A 21,770-nucleotide genomic window follows, 5' to 3' on the forward strand; every position below is an offset into this window, starting at 1 on the left:
ATCCGCGTCTTGTCAGGATAGGAATAACAGTCGGAAGTCCGTATAATGCGCAGCCACATTCGTTTCAAGCCGGAGATTTTATCATGCGTCCAGCAGGTCGTAGTGCCAATCAGGTGCGTCCCGTCACCCTGACCCGTAATTATACAAAACACGCTGAAGGCTCCGTGCTGGTCGAATTTGGTGATACCAAAGTGCTGTGTACCGCCTCTATTGATGAAGGCGTACCGCGTTTTCTGAAAGGTCAGGGCCAGGGCTGGATCACCGCAGAATATGGCATGCTGCCACGCGCCACCCACACCCGTAATGCCCGTGAAGCGGCGAAAGGTAAGCAGGGCGGTCGTACCATGGAAATCCAGCGTCTGATCGCCCGCGCGCTGCGCGCAGCCGTTGACCTGAAAACGCTCGGTGAATTCACAATTACGCTGGACTGCGATGTTATTCAGGCCGATGGCGGAACGCGCACCGCATCAATTACCGGCGCATGCGTTGCGTTGGCTGATGCGCTGAACAAGCTGGTGGCGAGCGGTAAGCTGAAAACTAACCCGATGAAAGGGATGGTCGCCGCGGTTTCCGTGGGCATTGTGAACGGTGAAGCACTCTGTGACCTTGAGTACGTTGAAGACTCTGCTGCTGAAACCGACATGAACGTAGTGATGACTGAGGACGGTCGCATTATAGAGGTTCAGGGCACGGCGGAAGGCGAACCGTTCAGCCATGAAGAACTTCTCACCCTACTGGCATTGGCTCGAGGGGGAATCGAATCCATTGTAGCGACGCAGAAGGCGGCGTTAGAAAATTGATTTTAAAGGCGACTGATGAGTCGCCTTTTTTTTGTCTGTAATAAAGTGAGATGAGGAGCGAATCCATGAAACCGTATCAGCGCCAGTTTATTGAGTTTGCGCTTAGCAAGCAGGTACTAAAGTTTGGCGAATTTACGCTGAAATCCGGGCGCAAAAGCCCCTATTTCTTCAACGCCGGGCTGTTTAATACCGGGCGCGACCTGGCACTGTTAGGCCGTTTTTATGCCGAAGCGCTGGTGGATTCCGGTATCGAGTTCGATTTGCTGTTTGGTCCTGCCTACAAAGGTATTCCGATTGCGACCACAACGGCCGTTGCGCTGGCGGAACACCACGATAAAGATTTGCCGTACTGCTTTAACCGTAAAGAGGCGAAGACCCACGGTGAAGGCGGGAATCTGGTCGGTAGCGCACTAGAGGGACGCGTGATGCTGGTGGATGATGTTATCACCGCAGGTACGGCGATTCGTGAGTCGATGGAAATTATCCAGGCGAATGGCGCCACTCTGGCGGGGGTACTGATTTCTCTCGATCGTCAGGAACGCGGTCGCGGCGAGATTTCCGCGATTCAGGAAGTGGAACGTGATTATGGCTGCAAGGTGATTTCTATCATTACCCTGAAAGATCTGATTGCGTATCTGGAAGAGAAACCAGAGATGGCGGAACATCTGGTGGCAGTACGGGCCTATCGCGAAGCGTACGGCGTTTAATAACTGCCGGATGGCGCTGCGCTTATCCGGCCTACGTAACCCCGTAGGCCGGACAAGACGAAATCGCTACTGCAATTGAGCGGCAACCAACGGCCAGCGGGTGTCAAAATCATCCGTTGGGCGGTATTTAAATTCGCTACGTACAAACCGGGACAGCATACCTTCGCAGAAAGCCAGTAACTGGCTGGCCAGCAGCGTTTCATCCACGGTGTAGCCTTCACCTTCACGCATTCTTTTTTCTCGCAGAACCTGGCGCAACTGCGCTTCAATGCGCTCAAAAAGTTGGTTAATGCGACCTTGCAGACGGTCTTGCTCGAACATCAACGCGTGTCCGGTCAGAATTCGTGTCAGGCCAGGATTACGCTCACCAAACCCTAAAATCAGCAGAACGATCAGGCGCAGACGCGCGTTGGTGTCCTTTTCATCTTTCAAAATCAGATTGATACGCGTAATCAAACTATCTTCGATAAACTCAATCAGGCTATCGAACATACGGGTCTTGCTGGGGAAATGGCGATACAATGCCGCTTCGGATACGCCAACTGAGGCTGCCAGCTTTGCTGTGGTGATGCGTTGGCTACCATCGCTGGACTCAAGCATCAGTGCCAGAGACTGAAGTATTTCTTCGCGACGATTCCTTTTCGCAGTTTGCTTTTCTACCATGTTACAAAATACCCCTGAAAATAAGCTCTTGCCAGGCAGGCATCCACACAGCGACCGCAAACTGATGTTTGCGGTGTGTTATTGCGTTATTACGCTATGGGATACTTTTCTGCGGGTTACTTGCGCCCGGAATGGCCGAAGCCACCTTCGCCACGATCGGTGGCTTCAAACTCTTCCACCAGATTAAATTCAGCCTGCACGACCGGTACAAATACCATCTGCGCGATACGTTCGCCCGGCTCAATAGTGAAGCTGTCCTGACCACGGTTCCAGACGGACACCATCAGTTGGCCCTGGTAGTCGGAATCAATCAAACCAACCAGATTGCCCAGCACGATACCGTGCTTATGGCCCAGCCCGGAGCGCGGGAGCATTACCGCTGCCAGAGAAGGATCGGCAATGTGGATAGCTAACCCGGTTGGCACCAGCGTTGTTGCGCCCGGCGCCAGCTCTACGGCGTCATCAAGACAAGCACGCAGGTCAAGTCCGGCAGAACCAGAAGTGGCGTACGTCGGGAGCGGAAATTGTTGCCCTACGCGCGGGTCCAGAATCTTAACGTCGATTTTTTTCATCATAACGGGTCACGATCTCGTCGAGTAATAATTGGCCCAGGAGTTCTTTACGCTCAAGCGGTAAGACTTTGTCTCCATCCTGCCAAAAAAGGTGTAATGCGTTGTTATCGCTGTTAAATCCTTGAGTTGACAGCGAAACGTCGTTCGCACAGATCACATCAAGGTTTTTGCGGATGCGTTTTTGCCGGGCATATTCTTCCACATTATTTGTTTCGGCGGCAAACCCAACGACAAAAGGACGGTTAACATCCAGTGCGGCAACACCGGCGATAATGTCCGGATTTTTGACCATTTTTACTGTTAATTCATCACCCTGCGTCGCTTGTTTTTTTATTTTTTCGTGGGCGACAGTTTCAGCGCGATAATCAGCGACTGCAGCGCAACCGATAAAAATATGCTGTTGTTGCACCGCAGATTGCACAGCGGCTTCCATTTCCAGCGCGGTCATCACATCAACCCGCTGAACAAATGGTGGTGTGGATAACGAAACCGGACCCGATACCAGTGTGACGTTTGCCCCGCGCTTTGCGGCAGCGGCCGCGATCGCAAACCCCATCTTCCCGGAACTGTGGTTGGAAATATAACGCACGGGATCAAGCGGTTCACGCGTCGGACCTGCCGTAATCATGATGTTGAGATGTTGCAGATCGTTGACAGGTGAAAAATGTTCTGCCGCCATATCCACAATCGTTAACGGATCCAGCATGCGCCCAGGGCCGATATCACCACATGCCTGACTACCGCTGTCAGGACCCCAAATGAGTAAACCGCGTGAGGCAAGAATACCCAGATTGTGCTGGGTCGCGGCAGCGCGGTACATCTGCTGGTTCATGGCTGGCAGTACAGCAACAGGAGCAGGCGTTGCCAGACAAATCGTTGACACCAGGTCGTTGGCCATACCTGCGGCGACACGAGCAATCAGGTCTGCTGTAGCGGGTGCCAGGATGACCAAATCGGCCCATTTCCCCAGCTCAATGTGGCCCATCGCGGCTTCGGCTGCGGGGTCAAGCAGGCTGTCGGAAACGGGATAACCTGAAACCGCCTGTAAACTCAGGGGAGTAATAAATGCTTTTGCCGCTTCGGTCATCGCCACGCGGACATCAGCGCCGCGTTCCCGTAAACGACGCACCAGCTCAGGGGTCTTGTACGCAGCAATACCGCCACTGACGCCAAGTACGATTTTTTTACCGGCCAGGCTCATCATGATCTTTCCTGTTGGGTTTCACCAGAAGGCGGATATTTTATCACAATCCGCAATTTGTCGTGCTTTTGACCGTACTCCACTTTGCGAGGCGCTACGAAGAAGTGAAAACAGCACGTCGATTCACCGTCGGTGTTATGCCACTATGCGGACGCGAGAGGAGGGAGAAGCATGGAAAATACAGGAAGTATGATGCCCCGGGAAAAGCTGTTGGCGCAGGGGGCCAGTTCTCTGACCGATGTTGAGCTTTTGGCTCTTTTTTTACGTACCGGCATGCAGGGTAAAGATGTGCTTACGCTGGCGAAAGAGATGCTTCAACATTTTGAGTCGCTGTATGGCCTGTTGTCTGCTGATTACATGGATTTTAGCTATGTTCAGGGAATCGGTATCGCGAAGTACGCACAGTTGAAGGGGATTGCGGAGCTGGCAAGACGCTACTACAAAGTGCGAGTGATAGAGGAGCGTGCTCTACTGAGTCCGGAAATGGCGCGAGAATTTCTGCAAAGCCAGCTTTCGCAAGAGGAACGCGAGATCTTTCTGGTGATCTTTATGGATTCTCAACATCGCGTGATTAAACACAGCAAACTTTTTTCCGGTACGCTTAGCCATGTCGAGGTACATCCGAGAGAAATTGTCCGGGAAGCGATAAAAATGAATGCTTCTGCGGTGATCCTTGCGCATAATCACCCTTCGGGGTGTGCAGAGCCGAGTAAAGCAGATAAACTCATCACCGAGCGTGTTGTGAAATGCTGTCAGTTCATGGATATCCGGGTGCTTGATCATCTGGTCATTGGGCGCGGAGAGTACGTTTCTTTTGCGGAACGCGGTTGGATTTAACGCACTTTACGCGATCCATCGGGATCTTTGTCTGTTCGGGACTTGAGCACATCGCTGACTCAGCGTATACTACGCCACCTTTGAGAATCTCGGGTTTGGCATTTGGGCCTGGCAATCGAGAGTTCGCAAATACGCAAAATCATTCTTGTTGCGTCCAATGACGAGGCAACATTGAAAGATTAAGTGTATTGAACTGCGATAACCGGGCTGAGAAGCCTGACGAGGCGCCAATACCCCATACGAAGCTCGAGCTAATTTGATTTTTGGAGAATAGACATGTCCCGAGTCTGCCAAGTTACTGGCAAGCGTCCGGTGACCGGTAACAACCGTTCCCACGCACTGAACGCGACTAAACGCCGTTTCCTGCCTAACCTGCACTCTCACCGTTTTTGGGTTGAGAGCGAGAAGCGTTTTGTCACCCTGCGTGTATCTGCTAAAGGTATGCGTGTTATTGATAAGAAAGGCATCGAAACAGTTCTGTCTGAACTGCGTGCCCGTGGCGAAAAGTACTAAGTACTAAGAGGAAATAAATCATGGCTAAAGGTATTCGTGAGAAAATCAAGCTGGTTTCTTCTGCTGGTACTGGTCACTTCTATACCACTACGAAGAACAAACGTACTAAGCCGGAAAAACTGGAACTGAAAAAGTTCGATCCAGTTGTTCGTCAGCACGTTTTATACAAAGAAGCGAAAATCAAATAATTTTCGTTTTGATGTAAAGAAAAACCCTGCCTCGGCGGGGTTTTTTGTTTTCTGGCCGTCCCCATATTAATGAGACCTGACATACCGCCGGAGATACTATGCCTGAATTACCTGAAGTCGAAACCAGCCGCCGTGGTATTGAGCCGCATCTGGTGGGAGCAACGATTATGCACGCGACGGTGCGTAACGGTCGTTTGCGTTGGCCAGTATCTGAGGAAATCTATCGGCTGAGTGATCAACCTGTCCTCAGCGTACAGCGGCGCGCGAAATACCTGCTGCTAGAACTGGCGGATGGCTGGATAATCATTCATCTGGGGATGTCGGGTAGCTTGCGTATCCTTCCTGAAGAGCTTCCGGCAGACAAGCACGACCACGTTGACTTAGTGATGAGCAACGGCAAAGTTCTGCGTTATACCGATCCCCGTCGCTTTGGCGCCTGGCTGTGGACTAAAGAACTGGATGGACATAATGTCCTCGCCCATCTTGGCCCTGAGCCGCTGAGCGACGATTTCAACGCCAATTATCTACAGCAGAAATGTGCAAAGAAGAAAACGGCGATTAAACCCTGGTTGATGGATAACAAGCTGGTGGTGGGTGTGGGTAATATCTACGCCAGCGAGTCGCTATTTGCGGCTGGGATTCATCCTGACCGTCTTGCGTCATCGCTGTCGAAAGATGAGTGTGAATTGCTGGTACGCGTTATCAAGGCGGTGTTGCTGCGTTCTATCGAGCAGGGCGGGACGACGCTGAAGGACTTTCTGCAAAGTGACGGTAAGCCTGGCTATTTTGCCCAGGAGCTGCAGGTCTATGGGAGAGAAGGTGAACCGTGTCGTGCATGCGGCGCACCGATTGTTGCGACAAAACACGCCCAGCGTACAACGTTCTATTGCCGTCGCTGTCAGAAATAGTGTCATTGCTGGCCGGATGCTGCATCCGGCCAGGTGCATTACTTCAGTTTACTCATTAACGCCTGATGGACGTTTTCCGGCAAAAAGTGTGTCACGTCACCCTGGTGGCGGGCAACTTCTTTCACCAGTGACGATGAGATAAAAGACCACTCTTTAGATGGCATCAGAAAAACGCTTTCCAGTTGCGGCATAAGGTGGCGGTTCATATGGGCTAGCTGCATTTCATATTCAAAATCGGCTACCGCGCGCAGGCCACGGATCAGAATGTTCGCCTGATTATCACGGGCAAAGTTTGCCATCAGATCGCTGAATCCCAGCACTTCCACATTGCCAAGATGCGCCGTTGCCTGTTGTGCCAGCTCAACGCGCTCTTCCAGAGTAAACATCGGCTTTTTACTGGGGCTTGCGGCAATCGCCAGAATTACGTGATCAAACATGCTTGTAGCACGCGTCACGATATCAAGGTGGCCGTTAGTAATAGGATCAAAGGTTCCTGGATAAATCGCCCGTTTTTGCATGACTTGCCTCAATGCGTTTTGGGTGGCAGGTAAGGTTCCAGCAGTTGCAGCAGACGCTGTAGCGCGCCCTGATTTTGATACAGAACTTCAACTGCGTGACGGCCATAAAAATTACGATAATCTGCATCGGTCAGTAAAGAAGATACCTCTTTCACCAGCGTAGTTGCGTCGGTGACGGTGATCAACCCACTTGCCTGTTCGAGGCGGGCGCAAATATCTTTAAAATTAAACGTATGCGGTCCCATCAGCACCGGAATAGCATGTGCCGCGGCCTCCAGTGGATTGTGTCCACCACGTTCAACCAGCGAACCACCGACAAAAGCAAGGTCGGCAATGCCATACAGCAACATCAGCTCACCCATGGTATCGCCGATCACAACCTGAGTGCCTGAGGACGGAACTTCACCCGAAGAACGCGTGGTATAGCTTAGCCCAGCCTGGCGTACGAGGTTAATGGCATCCGGGAACCGTTCTGGATGTCTGGGAACCAGAATTAGTAAAAGATTCGGGAACTGATTTAATAACGCCTGATGGGCGGCAATGATGATGCTTTCTTCGCCGTCGTGGGTGCTGGTTGCAATCCATACCGGGCGGTGAGGCGCCCATTGACGACGTAATGTCACCGCTTTTGCGGCCAGTTGCGGTGTGACGGATATATCAAACTTCAGGCTGCCAGTAACGGTGACTTGATTGCTTCTGGCGCCAAGCGTAATAAAACGTGCGCCATCTTCTTCGTTTTGTGCGGCAATCAACGTAATTCGACGCAGTAGTCTGCCAACAAATTTACCTAATTTCGCATAACCAGCGGCTGAACGAGCAGAAAGCCGTGCGTTGGCAATGACCAGAGGAATGTGGCGCTTATGGAGTGCCGCGATCAGATTTGGCCACAGCTCGGTTTCCATAATTAACACCAGTTTGGGGTCAACTTTATTCAGAAAACGGTTCAGGGCATCCGGTAAATCGTAAGGCAGATAAATATGCTGAACGTCAGTGCCAAAAGCAGATTGTACCCGCTCGGAACCGGTTGGCGTCATGGTGGTGACCGTGATCGGCAAGTCGGGATAACGGTGGCGCAGAGCGCGGACTAATGGGATTGCAGCCAGCGTTTCGCCCACAGAAACCGAATGAAGCATGATGCCGCCGGGTTTTAGCGGGCGGCGATAAAAGCCGTAGCGTTCGCCCCAGCGTTTACGGTAGGCCGGAGCCTTACGTCCGCGCACCCAAAGCCGTATCCAGATCAAAGGCTGAATAAGGTAGAGCAATGTGGTGTAAAGCAACTCAAGCATGGGCGTTAGCTGGCTAATGGATGTGCTGTGGATTCTATGTATTTACCCGGTGCTTTGCTATTACTTTTGCCATTCAGGGACCAATTAGACGCTAAAGTGGTCAATCTGATGTGTGATAGACCATTAAGTTACATTCTGGCGTAACTCTTTGAAATTAAAGTCAGGGGCTAGAGAGGATAACAAAATTGGTTTTAAAGTTGACATTAATCTGCGCTAATGAATTGATTGGAAAGACGAAAAGAAAAATGTGCTTAACTTTTATTCGTATCGGATTGCCACTAAAGAAGTGGTACACTAGCGCGCAAAATTTTAGTGCGATATCAGTAATCAGGCAACTGTTGAGCTTGGGGCGGTAGCGTGCTTTTTTTTGCTTAACGGTATCGGACACTCTCAACAAAAGAGCCGCTTGTGGAAAAGTTATTCAGAAATATCCTGGTCATTAAAATGCGTTTTCATGGCGATATGCTGCTGACAACCCCCGTCATCAGTACATTAAAACGTAACTATCCTGATGCCAAAATCGATGTGCTCCTTTACGAAGACACAAAGCCGATTTTATCTGAAAATCCGGAAATTAATGCGCTATATGGAATCAGTAAGAAAAACGCCACGACAAAAAAGAAAATCGCTAATTTCATTTCATTAATAAAAAAATTACGCCAAAACCAATATGATTTAGTAATCAACTTGACCGATCAGTGGCTGGTTGCACTATTGGTCCGCTTTTTGTCCGCTGATACAAAACTTTCTCCTGATTTCCCGCACCGTCAGAAGCCTTTCTGGCAGAAGAGCTTTACGCATCTTGTGCCGATTACTGGCGACCATATCGTCGAGCGTAACCTGTCGATTCTGAATCCACTTGGGCTTAAAACACTCAAGCATGAACTGTCCATGCACTACGCTCCTTCCCATTGGAAAAATATCCATGAACAGCTAAAACAGCTCAACGTGGGTGAGCGCTATGTGGTTATTCAGCCAACCGCACGTCAGATCTTTAAATGTTGGGATAACGAGAAATTTTGTGAGGTTATTGATGCCTTACAGGAACAAGGTTATCCGGTTGTGCTGACCTCTGGACCTGGGAAGGAAGACCAGGAATGTATCCATGATATTGCTGAGGGATGTAAATTATCTCCCGTCACCGCGCTTGCGGGTAAAACGACGTTTCCTGAATTGGCTGCTCTCATTGATCATGCGGCGTTGTTTATCGGTGTTGACTCCGCGCCTATGCATATTTCCGCAGCGGTGAAGACCCCTATCATTTGTTTGTTTGGCGCGACGGATCATATCGCATGGCGGCCATGGGCGGAAAATGTCACGCTGCTATGGGCTGGAAACTATCAGCCAGTACCGCCAAGAGAGCAGCTGGACCGCAGTTATAAATATCCGTCAGTTATCCCTGCGGAGGATGTTATTAACGCCGCCTGGCAAGTGCTCAATGGCGACGCGCCAGAAATTGAGGTGAATGCACAATGATTGTTGCCCTCTGTCTGTACAAATATTTTCCCTATGGTGGGCTACAGCGTGACTTTATGCGTATCGCTAAAACGATCGCGGCGCGCGGGCATCATGTCCGAGTCTATACACGAGCCTGGCAAGGGGAGCGCCCGGCGGAATTTGAGTGCGTTGATGTCCCGGTTACCGCACATTCCAACCATGGAAGAGATAAACAGTATCAGACGTGGGTTCAGCAGCATTTAACTCAGTACCCGGCAGACCGTGTCCTGGGTTTTAATAAAATGCCGGGGCTGGATTATTACTACGCAGCGGATGTGTGTTATGCGGCGAAGGTAGCGAAAGAAAAGGGGTTCTTGTATCGCTTAACGGCGCGATACCGTCACTACGCAGCCTTTGAGCAAGCTGTGTTTAAACCAGGGATGAAGACAAAGTTGCTGATGCTGACTACAAAACAAATCCTTGATTTTAAAATGTATTACCATACGGAAGACGAGCGCTTTCAGCTTCTTCCGCCCGGCATCTATCCCGATAGAAAATACAGTAGCCAGGCCCCCGGTAGCCGTGAACGCTACCGTGAAGCCATCGGCATCACTCCGGATCACTTCTTATTGTTGCAGGTTGGTTCTGATTTTTCACGAAAAGGAGTCGGCCGCTCAATTGCCGCTGTCGCCGCACTGCCTGAGGGTATCCGTCGTCAAACCCAGCTCTTTGTTGTTGGTCAGGATAAACCTCGCGCATTCGCTGCGCAGGCAGAAAGAATGGGTGTGAAAGAGAACGTCCATTTCTTTGCTGGGCGTGATGATGTTGCACATCTGATGGCGGCTGCGGACGTGTTATTACATCCGGCGAAGCAGGAAGCTGCGGGAATTGTACTGGTTGAAGCTATCGCAGCGGGTTTGCCTGTGCTCGTGACGGAGGTCTGCGGGTACGCACCTCACGTAGCGGCGGCAGGATGCGGTGTTGTATTGAGTGAACCTTTTGAGCAACATGCGCTTGATGACGATTTGCATAAGGTCCTGGCGGATAGTTCTCTTCGTGAAAAGTGGGCGAAAAATGCGCGGCATTATGCGGATACGCAGGATCTTTATAGTTTGCCAGAACATGTAGCGGATATTATTACAGGTGAATTGCATGGTTGAGTTAAATGAACCCTTTGCCACATTGTGGAAGGGAAAAGACCCATTCATCGAGGTTAGAAAGCTTCAGGGTGAGGTCTTTCGGGAACTAGAAACCCGTCGCACACTTCGTTTTAGCGTTGCTGATAAGAGCTATTTTTTGAAGTGGCACCGAGGTACCACTTATAAAGAAGTCATTAAAAATCTACTGTCACTTCGTATGCCGGTACTGGGTGCCGACCGTGAGTGGAATGCCATACACCGTTTAGCCTCCTTAGGCGTTGATACGATGCATGGCGTTGCATTTGGCGAAACGGGTTGGAATCCGGTAAAGAAAACCTCTTTTATCATTACCGAAGATTTAACGCCAACTATTAGCCTGGAAGATTATTGTGCGAATTGGAGTGTTGAACCCCCGCATCCGCACGTAAAAAGAATGCTGATTCAACGTGTAGCCGATATGGTTCGCGCGATGCATCTTGGCGGTGTTAACCATCGTGATTGTTATATTTGCCATTTCTTACTTCATCTTCCATTTGATGATAAAAATGAAGATAGTCTAAAAATTTCGGTGATCGACCTGCATCGGGCACAAATTAGAAATAAAGTGCCATTACGTTGGCGTAATAAGGATCTTACTGGACTTTATTTTTCATCCGATAATATTGGATTGACGACTCGAGATTATTATAGATTTTTAAAAGTATATTTCAACCGTAACCTGAAAGATATTATTAAGAATGAGGGTGTGTTCATTGAACAGGTTGAAGGAAAAGCCAGAGCCATTCGCGAAAGAACAATTCGCAAATCATTGTGATTTTAACTGTAAAAATATGTTGTAAATGGAATTTGTATTTCATGGAATGAATTCATACTATGTCTCTTCTTGCATTTTTTATTTATAAATATGTGTCAGGTTTTGTTTTAATAGGGTTTATATGAATTCAAATACACAAACGCAAGCCTCATGTAAAGGTATTGCAGTTTATTTGTTGTTAATTTCATTTTGTGTTCTATGTTTTATCTGGCCTATCCAGAACTCAATTTTACCAACTAATAGAAATCTCTTTATATACTTAAGTACGGCATTAGTGCTATACTTTTACGTCCGTAAAAAATATGTATCTATTGAGCTTAGTCGACTGGCGAAATATGCTGTCGCTTTAATTCTTATTTTTCTCGTATTTACACTGGTCAATGGGTTATTTGTTGCAATTGATGTGGGGAAAATGTTGCGCGGTTGGCAGGGACAGTACCTGCGTGCGGGGCTATTATTCTTTGTTGGACTCTTTTTGTATCCAATCTGTAAGTATCATTTTAAATATATAACGGCCAATAAGGTATTGTCTTTAGTTGTTCTGTGTTCGCTAGGGGTGATATTTATTCACCTGCTGCAGAATATCTATTTTTATATCAAGACGGGAACGATACTCTGGGGTGAGACGTGGATTGTACCAACTCGCACCGAGATGAGCTTTCAGATAAACATGGTTACGGGAATTTTACTGGCAGAACTTGCCTGTCGACTGTTCCTGGGCCGTAAGTATCTTATTTTCAGCAACAAATTGATGGCTGCCTTTATTTTGCTGTGCTTCATCTGTTCAGCATTAGCGAAGACCCGCTGGGGCACTATTGGTCTGATTGGCAGTACGATTTCTATCTGCGTATTTATTGCCTTAAAAGCGATTAGCCGAAAGAACTTGCCGAAGCTCTGTCTGGCTGCACTGGTCGTTACGATAGTAGTAGGCATTATAGGCTATACTTCCTGGCATCAGGACTCCCGCTGGAAAAGCCTAAGCATGGATATGGTTGCTGGCTGGGATCTGGGTATGCACAGTCGTTGCTATAACGGTTTTGATGGCCCGTTGATGCAGGACAGCACTGGCCGCATAATGGATGACTCGAATAGTTGCCGGGCATCGTTTTTCCGTCAGGGGAACGAACTGATCGCTGAATATCCGTTTGGTGCGGGTCCGCGAAAAGATGCATTCTTAGTGCTTCTGCAGGAAAAATATCACGACCCTATTATTCAGCAATCTAACAGCCATTACGGGTTGATTGATGTCGCGCTTCAGAACGGTGTCCTTGGGCTTATCAACTGGCTGGCATTCGTCATGTTGATGATCCTTATTGGCTGGCGTGCATTCTCTCGTGATTTAATAATTCCGGGTCTGTACTTGTCTCTTTTCACGGTGAGCTTCTTGTTCCGTAGTGGTGTAGATAACATGATGCGCGATCACTACCTTGAGCAAAACCTTGCGTTATCAGGTTTAATGCTGGGTCTGATCTTTACGAGTAATAAAATATCACGGGCTAAAAAATGAAAGTTTTAATTATTCGTAGAGATAACATTGGCGACTTGATACTGACAACGCCGCTGATCTCGACTATTGCAAAAGACATGAATTGCAAAGTTGATTTGTTGGTTAACACCTACAATCAATCGATTATCGAAAATAATCCTCATGTAGGTAAAGTTTTCTTATACAGCAAGCTGCACCACCGTTCTAAAGGCACATCTAGCCTTAAGGTATTGTTTCAGCGCCTGAAGACGATTATCGATCTGCGTCGTGCTAAATATGATGTCGCGATTATTGCCAAAGAGCATTGGGATAAACGACCTTTACAGTGGGCAAAATTAGCGGGTGCTAAAAGAATTATCGCTATTGGTAATGACTGCCCGGATATTGTCACCGATGCTATTCCTGAAACTCAGGAGCAGCTTCATCTGGTCAATTTATTGAATAGATTAACGGGACCGCTAGGCTGTACTTCTAAACCAGGTCCGCTGGAGCTGTATGTCACACCACAAGAACTGGCTGATATAAAAGCAAAGATAGAATTTCCACAGGATAATTTACCTGTTTATGGGTTGCAGATAAGTTCCCGAAGAGAAGAACAACAATGGCAAAAAGAAAAGTTTGTTGAGCTTGCTCATAAACTTGCAGCCATACAGGCGTGCCATATTATGTTATTCTGGTCTCCAGGAAAATCAGATAATAAATTACATCCCGGTGATGATGATAAGGCTGATTTTATCAGCGCGCAATGTGCCGATCTGCCGATTATTCCAGTAAGAACGAATAGCGTTCGTGAGCTGATGGCCGGTATGTCACTATGCGATCAGATTGTGACCAGCGACGGCGGTGCCTTGCATATTGCTGCTGGGGTGCGTAAACCAGTGGTGGCGCTGTTCGGCAACAAGGCTGCATGGCTATGGACGCCATGGGGTGTGCCGTACGAAATGCTGCAAGGAAAAGATTATGATGCTCGCAATATTAGCGTCGATGATGTATTTACGCGGTTTGTAAGTCTGCAGGAGCAAGTGCGTAAAAATACGGCAATGGATGAAGCATAAGTTTACTTATTGCTATAGATAAGTTGATATATTGATCTCTATCTGGCGATAGATTAAATAGGTTTTATTTAATGATTAGAGCATTGAGAAAAAAAATTCAGCTATTACTGGTTAATCTTTTTTTAATGATATACACCCGTAAGAAAGATTTTTCTTTTAGTCAGCAAGAATTTGAAAATCAGGATAAAAATCAGCTGAAGAATATCCTGATTTATTCTTCAACGGCGCTGGGTGATTTCATGATGAACTCTCCAGCAATTCATGCGCTCCGCCAGACATATCCTTCTGCGACAATCACCCTGATTTGCCACAAAAAGATGTATGACTTCCTCAAAGGGGGGAGTGACTGGGACGATCTTATCTCATGGGATAATAAACTCACTACCCTCCCGGCATTGGTTAAAGAGATCAAGAAACGTGGAACGCCAGACCTGACGGTAATTCTTCACTCACATACACCTTACGATTTCCTTAGCGCCATTATTGCTGGCACAAAGTATGTCTTTGTGGATAACGATAAGCAGGACATCCCACTCGTAAGTAAATGGGCAACCAACAGAATTAGTAAATTCGTTGGGCATACTATTCAGCGAAAGCTGGAGCTTATCATGCCGTTGCTGAATGAAAAGCCAGACAACAGTATGCACCTGCCGTTTCCTGTCGAACGTACGGTGAGCGAGGAAGATTCAAAGCTGCGCTGGATTGGTTTTCAAATGGGAGCATCATCCTTTAAGAAATGCTGGCCTGTTGAGCGATTTGTCACTTTCGCAAACCAACTTTTTGCCCATGATGATGTGCGTGTCGTCCTGATTGGCGCGCCGAATGAAGTGCCTCTGCAGGACGAATTTTTGCAAAAGCTGGATAGCCGCTTTCATGACCGCGTGAAGCCACTTATCGGTAAAACGACGCTTAAAGGGCTTATTCAGGAAGTGAAGAATATGGACCTGCTGGTAACATCTGATACAGGACCTATGCACCTTGCCGTGGCAATGCGGGTACCGACGGTGAGTATGTATGTGATCACCTCACCTTATCTTTATGGCCCCTATCAGGACCCTCAATTGCACAAGGTGGTTTACAAAGCCTATACGACGCTGGATGAAATTAAGTATCGTTCAGCGCTAGAGAAGGTGAGTTGCGAAGAGATCATGGCGCATGTAAAACCATTCCTGTAGTAAGCTTACCGATGCTCTGCATGTTCTGATAAGCGTGCAGAGCCCCCGTCCCGAGTCGGGGGGTTATACGTCGGACGGTAGGTGTGTTAGTACTTGCTGAGCGGTGAGTAACGACAGTTTTCCTTCCGGAGCAATGCACGTTAACTGATTCTTACCGTAGCCACCAATGAGCCCTGGGTCGGTGGGACCATACAGCGTAACGTTTGGGCGATTGAGCGCGGCGGTCAGATGACTAAGGCCTGTATCAACCGAAACTACAAATTCAGCACCGGCGAGGATACGCGCAATTTCCTCAAGACTCATCCTTGGCAATACATCGACATTATCAAATCCTTTCGCAATTCTTCTTGCTCTTTCCTCTTCATGCGCTGCTCCCCAGGGAAGTTTAATGCGAATCCCTGTCTTCGGTATCAGCGTAATAAGGTCCCGCCAGTGTGCTTCTGTCCAATGTTTATCATCTCGCGTGGTCGCATGTAAAAATACAGCGTAGGGCTGCGAATTGGACGTTTGCTGTTTTACAAAATGCTGCGCAATCGCGTAATCACCCTGCGACTGCGGTTTAACATATCCCAAGCTTTTGGCGAACAATTCACGCGTACGTTCTACCGCGTGCTGCTGTTTGGCTATGTGATGTTTGCGATTATAAAACAGACTTGCCAGCGGTTCGCGGGCTGTGCTCCAGTCCATACCATGCTTGACGCCACGTGCCAGACGTGTCACCAACGCCGCGCTTTTAACCAAACCCTGAGCATCGATTATCGCGTCATACTGCTGTAAACGCACCGCATCACGAAACGCTTTACGTTCGGCTTTAATCGGCGCTGAAAACCAGGCTTTACGCCAGCGACGGATCGCCACTGGAATAACCCGGTCAACGGCTGAATGCCAGGAGGGGATTTGAGCGAACCCTTCTTCCACCACCCAATCAAATTGAATACCCGGAATAGCCTGCTGAGCATCGGTTAATGCGGGCAACGTATGCAGTACATCGCCCATAGACGACGTTTTAACGATCAGAACCCGCATCCGTCAGGCTTCCTCTTGTAACAACAGATCGTTGAGTTCTTCCAGTACGCGCTGGGGTGTAATGTCAATCAGGCTCTGATGATAGCCTTCTGCCGCATCACCCTTACGCACTTTGTGATAACCCGTAATCAGGCGAATGACACGCGCCTTGTGGGAAAGCGGAGGCGTAAAATCCGGGCTGCTTGGACCATACAATGCGACCAGTGGACGGTTCAGCGCCGCGGCCACGTGCATTAATCCAGAGTCGTTGGTGACCACCGCTTTGCAGGCTGCGAGAAGGATGACAGCCTGCTCCAGCTGTGTTTCGCCCGCCAGATTACGGCACCATGCCTGCTGTTCAACGCTCAGCGTCGCCAGGATCTCATTGCCGGCTTCATGGTCTTTTGCTGAGCCAAACAGCACAATCTGATGGCCTTCATCGATCAGCTGCTTTGCCAGTTCTGCATAGTGGTAATGTGGCCAGCGTTTCGCTGGACCAAATTCCGCACCTGGGCAAAAACCGATGATGGGGCGTTCGGCTGAAAGGGAGAACTGGCTACAGGTTAGCGATTTTTCACCCTCGCTGACCTGCAACTGTGGCCATAGCAGAGGCTGCGGCAAATCTTTGGCCGTCAGCATCACGCCTTTATCATAAGCCAGAGCCACATAGCGCTCGACCATCAGTGGCCATGCGTCTTTATCCAGTACGCGCGCATCGTTTAGCAGACCGTAGCGCATCTCGCCACGCCAACCTGTACGATGGGGAATACCCGCAAAGAACGGCACCAGAGCGGATTTAAACGAGTTAGGCAGCACAAAAGCGCGGTCATAGCGCTTCTCACGCAGACTGTGGCCGAGTTTACGGCGCTCGCCGATCTCCAGCGCGCCGTGCCCCAACGGCATGGCGATAGCTTCGTTGACTTCTGGCATGCGCGACAATAACGGACGGCACCATGCAGGTGCCATCACGTCGATTATCGCCTGGGGATAGCGCGCCTTGAGCGTGCGATAGAGACTTTGCGACATCATCATGTCGCCCACCCAAGACGGGCCAACCACCAAAATTTTCATACTTACGCGTCGCGGTTCAGCCAGGCCATATATTCCGTGACGCCTTCGGCGACGGTTTTAAACGGCTTGTCATAGCCCGCTGCGCGCAGGTTCGTCAGGTCTGCCTGGGTAAATGCCTGGTAGCGGCCTTTCAGTTTTTCCGGGAATGGAATGTACTCAATGCTGCCTTTTTTGTGGTACGCCAGCGTAGCATCGGCAACGGCCTGGAAAGATTCCGCACGACCTGTACCGAGGTTAAAGATGCCGGAAACCCCGTTTTCCAGGAACCACAGGTTTACCGCAGCTACGTCGCCTACGTAAACGAAATCACGTTTGAAGTTTTCACTGCCTTCGAACAGTTTTGGTGTTTCGCCATTGTTAAGCTGGGTGTTGAGGTGGAAAGCAACGCTTGCCATGCTGCCTTTGTGGCCTTCACGCGGTCCGTAGACGTTGAAATAGCGGAAGCCAACAATTTGAGAATTGGCTTCTGGCAGGATCTGACGCACGTACTCGTCGAACAGGAATTTTGAGTAGCCGTAGACGTTCAGCGGTTTCTCATATTCACGAGACTCGATGAAATCAGAAGTGCGACCGCCGTAGGTGGCGGCAGAGGATGCGTACAGGAACGGGATTTCACGTTCCAGGCAGTAGTGCAGTAGCTCTTTGGAGTATTGATAGTTGTTATCCATCATATACTTGCCGTCCCACTCGGTGGTTGAAGAGCATGCGCCTTCGTGGAAAATCGCTTCGATATCGCCGAAATCTTCCCCGGCCATAATCTGGATCAGGAAGTCTTCCTTGTCCATGTAGTCAGCAATATTCAGATCCACCAGGTTAACAAACTTGGTGCCGTCTTTCAGGTTGTCCACCACTAGAATGTCGGTGATACCTTTATCATTCAGAGACTTAACGATGTTGCTGCCGATAAAGCCCGCGCCGCCGGTAACGATGATCATAAATGTAACCTTTGAATTATGGAGTCAGAGACAATCTCAGACACGAATACTTCTATCATATCACTACATGGCTTAGGCTTCAGCCATTCACCGATAAGCCGTGCGGGTACACGTGATTTATGCTTCATTTTGAAGAAGTGATGATGCGTCATCTCGTATCAACGTATAGCTTTGGGTAATATGTGCTGAAATTTGCCCAGTCTGGAGAATTGAAATGCGTGGGGATTTTTACAAACAGTTAACGAACGATCTCGAAACCGCACGTGCGGAAGGATTGTTTAAAGAAGAACGCATTATTACATCTGCCCAGCAGGCGGATATTACCATGGCGGATGGAAGCCACGTTATTAACTTTTGTGCGAACAACTATCTGGGGTTGGCTAACCATCCGGAACTGATTGCAGCGGCAAAAGCGGGTATGGATTCTCACGGATTTGGTATGGCTTCGGTTCGCTTTATTTGCGGTACCCAGGACAGCCATAAGCAACTGGAGCAAAAACTGGCGGCATTCCTCGGAATGGAAGATGCCATCCTTTACTCTTCCTGCTTCGACGCCAACGGCGGCCTGTTTGAAACGCTGCTGGGCGCAGAAGACGCAATTATTTCCGATGCCCTGAACCACGCTTCTATCATTGATGGCGTGCGTCTGTGTAAAGCAAAACGTTTCCGTTACGCCAACAACGGTATGGTGGAACTGGAAGCTCGCCTGAAAGAAGCGCGTGAAGCAGGCGCTCGCCATATCCTGATCGCCACTGATGGCGTGTTCTCTATGGATGGTGTGATCGCGAATCTGAAAGGCGTTTGCGATCTGGCGGATAAATACGACGCGCTGGTCATGGTTGATGATTCCCATGCCGTCGGTTTTGTCGGCGAAAATGGTCGTGGCTCCCATGAATACTGTGACGTGATGGGTCGCGTGGACATCATCACCGGTACGCTGGGTAAAGCACTCGGCGGCGCATCCGGTGGTTACACCGCAGCGCGCAAAGAAGTTGTTGAGTGGCTGCGTCAGCGTTCCCGTCCTTATTTGTTCTCCAACTCACTGGCACCGGCGATTGTTGCGGCTTCCATTAAAGTGCTGGAAATGGTTGAAGCTGGCAGCGACCTGCGCGATCGCCTGTGGGCGAATGCACGTCAGTTCCGTGAGCAAATGTCTGCCGCAGGCTTTACGTTAGCCGGTGCGGATCACGCGATCATCCCGGTCATGCTGGGTGATGCAGTAGTGGCGCAGGCGTTCGCCCGCGAGCTGCAAAAAGAGGGGATTTACGTTACCGGATTCTTCTATCCGGTGGTTCCAAAAGGCCAGGCGCGTATCCGTACCCAGATGTCTGCGGCGCATACCCCTGAGCAGATTACGCGTGCTGTTGAGGCGTTCACACGCATTGGTAAACAACTGGGCGTTATTGCCTGAGGATGTGAAATGAAAGCGTTATCCAAACTGAAAGCGGAAGAGGGCATTTGGATGACCGACGTTCCTGAACCGGAAGTCGGTCATAACGATTTGCTGATTAAAATCCGTAAAACAGCCATCTGCGGGACTGACGTTCACATTTATAACTGGGATGAATGGTCGCAAAAAACCATCCCGGTACCGATGGTCGTTGGGCATGAATATGTCGGCGAAGTTGTTGGCATCGGTCAGGAAGTTAAAGGCTTTAAAATCGGCGATCGCGTTTCAGGCGAAGGTCATATCACCTGCGGGCATTGCCGTAACTGCCGCGGTGGGCGTACTCACCTGTGCCGCAATACGACCGGTGTCGGTGTAAACCGCCCTGGCTGCTTTGCGGAGTACCTGGTGATCCCGGCATTTAACGCATTTAAAATCCCGGACAATATCTCCGACGACCTGGCGTCTATCTTCGATCCGTTCGGTAATGCAGTGCACACGGCGCTGTCGTTCGATCTGGTTGGGGAAGATGTGCTGGTTTCCGGTGCGGGTCCAATCGGTATTATGGCGGCGGCGGTCGCGAAGCATGTTGGCGCACGCCACGTGGTGATCACCGACGTTAATGAGTATCGCCTTGAGCTGGCACGCAAAATGGGTATCACACGCGCGGTCAACGTGTCGAAAGAGAATCTGACCGACGTGATGGCTGAACTGGGTATGACCGAAGGGTTTGATGTGGGCCTGGAGATGTCCGGGGCGCCGCCAGCGTTTCGCGCCATGCTGGACACCATGAACCACGGTGGCCGTATTGCTATGCTGGGTATTCCGCCATCTGATATGTCCATCGACTGGACCAAAGTTATCTTTAAGGGGCTGTTTATTAAAGGTATCTACGGTCGTGAGATGTTTGAAACCTGGTACAAAATGGCTGCACTGATCCAGTCTGGACTGGATTTGTCGCCGATCATCACCCATCGATTCTCCATCGATGAATTCCAGCAGGGCTTTGACGCGATGCGTTCAGGCCAGTCAGGGAAAGTGATCCTGAGCTGGGATTAGTATTAAGCCGGTAAGAATGAATAGCCAGATATGATTAATATCTGGCTATTTTTTACTTGCCGCGAATTTTTCGTGAAAGTCGGCGAAGCTTTTCTTTCAATAAAATCAGGTTATAAACGAAGCCATGACCCTGAATATCGATATTGTATTTATTCCGGAGCGTGAGGATATCGTTCGCCTGGCATATTTTCATAATGCCTTTGCATGAAAGATCGATAACTTTAAGTTCACCAGATGGCGTTCTAATAAAATTTCCAGGGTGAATATCATTCGATGCAAGACCTGCATTGTGAAGTTTAATAATACAGTTTTTCACCTCTTCGGCATTACTTTCATTGATTTCGGCAAGGGGTTTTCCATCAATGTATTCATGCACGGTTGACACTTCAACACATTGACGAAAGTGACATTTTTCGGCAACGTAGTACAGATCTGCAGTACAGGCGCGTTGCTCTGGAGTTAAGCGTGCCAGTCGTTTAATCATATGTGAATAAAAGGGCCCGGAAATAAAGTTTAGCGCTTTTTTTTCAAAGCGATTGTCTATTTCACGATCGTTCTTGACAATAAACTTTTTATTTTCATATTCGACAAGATGGACGCTGCGAAAACCATTTTCAGCATTCAGTTGTTTCCCTTTTATTTCATTATTTGATATTTTTTTCATCAACAAAGGGAAATTAATTTTTTCTTTCTTGAAATAAACATTAAAGTCATTTAATTCAACCTTACTAATGTTCATTAAATTCGCCTTCGTATATTAATCTGTTGTGGATAGTCATGCTCTGTATTATACAAAATTGTATCGACGGTGGTTAGTTAATACATGCTTTTATGTAAAAGACACATAAACAACAGTGTTATGCTCTATCTAATTGAAAGTAATTGATTAATTGCTTTACGTTATGAAAATTTCATGACTTAAAGCATCAATGTAGCAAGAGTGCTTTGGTCATCATTACATTTGCACTGTTCATTTTGTGATAGAGATCAAGTTAGTATAACAAAATCCTTTGT

Annotated in this window: 23 protein-coding genes; 14 read left to right on the forward strand and 9 right to left on the reverse strand. The window is 48.7% G+C overall.

All coding sequences use genetic code 11. The annotated features are described in order from the left end of the window. Positions 1-83: 83 nt before the first annotated feature. Both rph and pyrE read left to right on the forward strand, forming a co-directional pair. Positions 84-800, forward strand: a complete 717-nt coding sequence (rph, locus tag IB222_RS00430; RefSeq protein ID WP_003024054.1) for a ribonuclease PH — start codon at positions 84-86, stop codon at positions 798-800. A 65-nt stretch (positions 801-865) separates the two neighbouring features. Continuing rightward, positions 866-1,507, forward strand: a complete 642-nt coding sequence (gene pyrE, locus IB222_RS00435) for an orotate phosphoribosyltransferase (protein WP_003837602.1) — start codon at positions 866-868, stop codon at positions 1,505-1,507. A gap of 66 nt (positions 1,508-1,573) precedes the next feature. On the opposite strand, the gene slmA is transcribed toward pyrE, so the two are convergent. From slmA to coaBC, 3 genes are all read right to left on the reverse strand, one after another. Beyond that, the gene (gene slmA, locus IB222_RS00440) at positions 1,574-2,170 is read right to left on the reverse strand and encodes a nucleoid occlusion factor SlmA (RefSeq protein WP_003827257.1); all 597 of its coding nucleotides are present in this window, start codon (positions 2,168-2,170) and stop codon (positions 1,574-1,576) included. Positions 2,171-2,286: 116 nt separating this feature from the next. Further along, the gene (gene dut / locus IB222_RS00445; RefSeq protein WP_003827259.1) at positions 2,287-2,745 is read right to left on the reverse strand and encodes a dUTP diphosphatase; all 459 of its coding nucleotides are present in this window, start codon (positions 2,743-2,745) and stop codon (positions 2,287-2,289) included. After that, complete coding sequence (gene coaBC, locus IB222_RS00450) at positions 2,723-3,943, reverse strand: bifunctional phosphopantothenoylcysteine decarboxylase/phosphopantothenate--cysteine ligase CoaBC (protein WP_148362649.1); 1,221 nt, start codon at positions 3,941-3,943, stop codon at positions 2,723-2,725. Before coaBC ends, dut begins: the two co-directional genes overlap by 23 nt. 171 nt (positions 3,944-4,114) lie before the next feature. Here coaBC and radC point away from each other — a divergent pair, with 171 nt between their 5' ends. From radC to mutM, 4 genes are all read left to right on the forward strand, one after another. After that, the gene (gene radC / locus IB222_RS00455) at positions 4,115-4,780 is read left to right on the forward strand and encodes a DNA repair protein RadC (protein ID WP_063941160.1); all 666 of its coding nucleotides are present in this window, start codon (positions 4,115-4,117) and stop codon (positions 4,778-4,780) included. A 276-nt stretch (positions 4,781-5,056) separates the two neighbouring features. After that, positions 5,057-5,293, forward strand: coding sequence for a 50S ribosomal protein L28 (gene rpmB, locus IB222_RS00460; RefSeq protein ID WP_003024071.1), 237 nt, complete (start codon positions 5,057-5,059; stop codon positions 5,291-5,293). Positions 5,294-5,313: 20 nt separating this feature from the next. Further along, the gene (gene rpmG, locus IB222_RS00465) at positions 5,314-5,481 is read left to right on the forward strand and encodes a 50S ribosomal protein L33 (protein ID WP_003024094.1); all 168 of its coding nucleotides are present in this window, start codon (positions 5,314-5,316) and stop codon (positions 5,479-5,481) included. Positions 5,482-5,579: 98 nt separating this feature from the next. Continuing rightward, positions 5,580-6,389: a bifunctional DNA-formamidopyrimidine glycosylase/DNA-(apurinic or apyrimidinic site) lyase gene (gene mutM / locus IB222_RS00470; RefSeq protein ID WP_003827288.1), complete on the forward strand. Its 810-nt coding sequence runs from the start codon at positions 5,580-5,582 to the stop codon at positions 6,387-6,389. A 38-nt stretch (positions 6,390-6,427) separates the two neighbouring features. On the opposite strand, the gene coaD is transcribed toward mutM, so the two are convergent. Next, the gene (gene coaD, locus IB222_RS00475; RefSeq protein ID WP_003024099.1) at positions 6,428-6,907 is read right to left on the reverse strand and encodes a pantetheine-phosphate adenylyltransferase; all 480 of its coding nucleotides are present in this window, start codon (positions 6,905-6,907) and stop codon (positions 6,428-6,430) included. Positions 6,908-6,915: 8 nt separating this feature from the next. Then, positions 6,916-8,193: a lipid IV(A) 3-deoxy-D-manno-octulosonic acid transferase gene (gene waaA, locus IB222_RS00480; protein WP_003827291.1), complete on the reverse strand. Its 1,278-nt coding sequence runs from the start codon at positions 8,191-8,193 to the stop codon at positions 6,916-6,918. A 408-nt stretch (positions 8,194-8,601) separates the two neighbouring features. Between waaA and rfaQ the strand changes: the two genes are divergently transcribed. The 6 genes from rfaQ to IB222_RS00510 all read left to right on the forward strand — a co-directional run bounded on the left by rfaQ (position 8,602) and on the right by IB222_RS00510 (position 15,299). Then, the gene (gene rfaQ / locus IB222_RS00485; protein ID WP_149280794.1) at positions 8,602-9,669 is read left to right on the forward strand and encodes a lipopolysaccharide core heptosyltransferase RfaQ; all 1,068 of its coding nucleotides are present in this window, start codon (positions 8,602-8,604) and stop codon (positions 9,667-9,669) included. Then, positions 9,666-10,790, forward strand: a complete 1,125-nt coding sequence (locus IB222_RS00490) for a glycosyltransferase family 4 protein (protein WP_126317225.1) — start codon at positions 9,666-9,668, stop codon at positions 10,788-10,790. Before rfaQ ends, IB222_RS00490 begins: the two co-directional genes overlap by 4 nt. After that, positions 10,783-11,583, forward strand: coding sequence for a lipopolysaccharide core heptose(I) kinase RfaP (rfaP, locus tag IB222_RS00495; protein ID WP_148361320.1), 801 nt, complete (start codon positions 10,783-10,785; stop codon positions 11,581-11,583). The genes IB222_RS00490 and rfaP overlap by 8 nt, the downstream gene beginning before the upstream one ends. 121 nt (positions 11,584-11,704) lie before the next feature. Beyond that, entirely contained in the window at positions 11,705-13,090 is a 1,386-nt protein-coding gene (locus tag IB222_RS00500; RefSeq protein ID WP_148361321.1) for an O-antigen ligase family protein, read from the forward strand. After that, the gene (locus tag IB222_RS00505; protein WP_003827303.1) at positions 13,087-14,124 is read left to right on the forward strand and encodes a glycosyltransferase family 9 protein; all 1,038 of its coding nucleotides are present in this window, start codon (positions 13,087-13,089) and stop codon (positions 14,122-14,124) included. The genes IB222_RS00500 and IB222_RS00505 overlap by 4 nt, the downstream gene beginning before the upstream one ends. 71 nt (positions 14,125-14,195) lie before the next feature. Beyond that, positions 14,196-15,299 carry a glycosyltransferase family 9 protein gene (locus tag IB222_RS00510; RefSeq protein ID WP_003827305.1) on the forward strand — a complete coding sequence of 368 codons (1,104 nt, stop codon included), beginning with the start codon at positions 14,196-14,198 and terminating at the stop codon, positions 15,297-15,299. A 63-nt stretch (positions 15,300-15,362) separates the two neighbouring features. Here IB222_RS00510 and rfaC read toward each other — a convergent pair whose 3' ends face one another. From rfaC to rfaD, 3 genes are read right to left on the reverse strand one after another with little or no spacing between them, the layout of a single operon-like run. After that, on the reverse strand, positions 15,363-16,325 hold the full coding sequence (rfaC, locus tag IB222_RS00515; protein WP_149384371.1) for a lipopolysaccharide heptosyltransferase RfaC: 963 nt from the start codon (positions 16,323-16,325) through the stop codon (positions 15,363-15,365). A gap of 3 nt (positions 16,326-16,328) precedes the next feature. Continuing rightward, entirely contained in the window at positions 16,329-17,375 is a 1,047-nt protein-coding gene (gene rfaF / locus IB222_RS00520; RefSeq protein ID WP_148361323.1) for an ADP-heptose--LPS heptosyltransferase RfaF, read from the reverse strand. A gap of 2 nt (positions 17,376-17,377) precedes the next feature. Continuing rightward, positions 17,378-18,310, reverse strand: a complete 933-nt coding sequence (rfaD, locus tag IB222_RS00525) for an ADP-glyceromanno-heptose 6-epimerase (protein WP_003827312.1) — start codon at positions 18,308-18,310, stop codon at positions 17,378-17,380. A 214-nt stretch (positions 18,311-18,524) separates the two neighbouring features. Here rfaD and kbl point away from each other — a divergent pair, with 214 nt between their 5' ends. Both kbl and tdh read left to right on the forward strand, forming a co-directional pair. Beyond that, positions 18,525-19,721: a glycine C-acetyltransferase gene (gene kbl, locus IB222_RS00530; protein WP_149384372.1), complete on the forward strand. Its 1,197-nt coding sequence runs from the start codon at positions 18,525-18,527 to the stop codon at positions 19,719-19,721. Positions 19,722-19,730: 9 nt separating this feature from the next. Continuing rightward, the gene (gene tdh / locus IB222_RS00535) at positions 19,731-20,756 is read left to right on the forward strand and encodes an L-threonine 3-dehydrogenase (RefSeq protein WP_003024132.1); all 1,026 of its coding nucleotides are present in this window, start codon (positions 19,731-19,733) and stop codon (positions 20,754-20,756) included. Positions 20,757-20,808: 52 nt separating this feature from the next. Here the strand turns inward: tdh and IB222_RS00540 are convergent, their stop codons facing one another. Beyond that, positions 20,809-21,495 carry a lipopolysaccharide core heptose(II) kinase RfaY gene (locus tag IB222_RS00540; protein WP_003827317.1) on the reverse strand — a complete coding sequence of 229 codons (687 nt, stop codon included), beginning with the start codon at positions 21,493-21,495 and terminating at the stop codon, positions 20,809-20,811. Between the last annotated feature and the right edge of the window lie 275 nt (positions 21,496-21,770).

The organism is Citrobacter sp. C13 (assembly GCF_014596815.2).
Lineage (GTDB): Bacteria > Pseudomonadota > Gammaproteobacteria > Enterobacterales > Enterobacteriaceae > Citrobacter > Citrobacter portucalensis.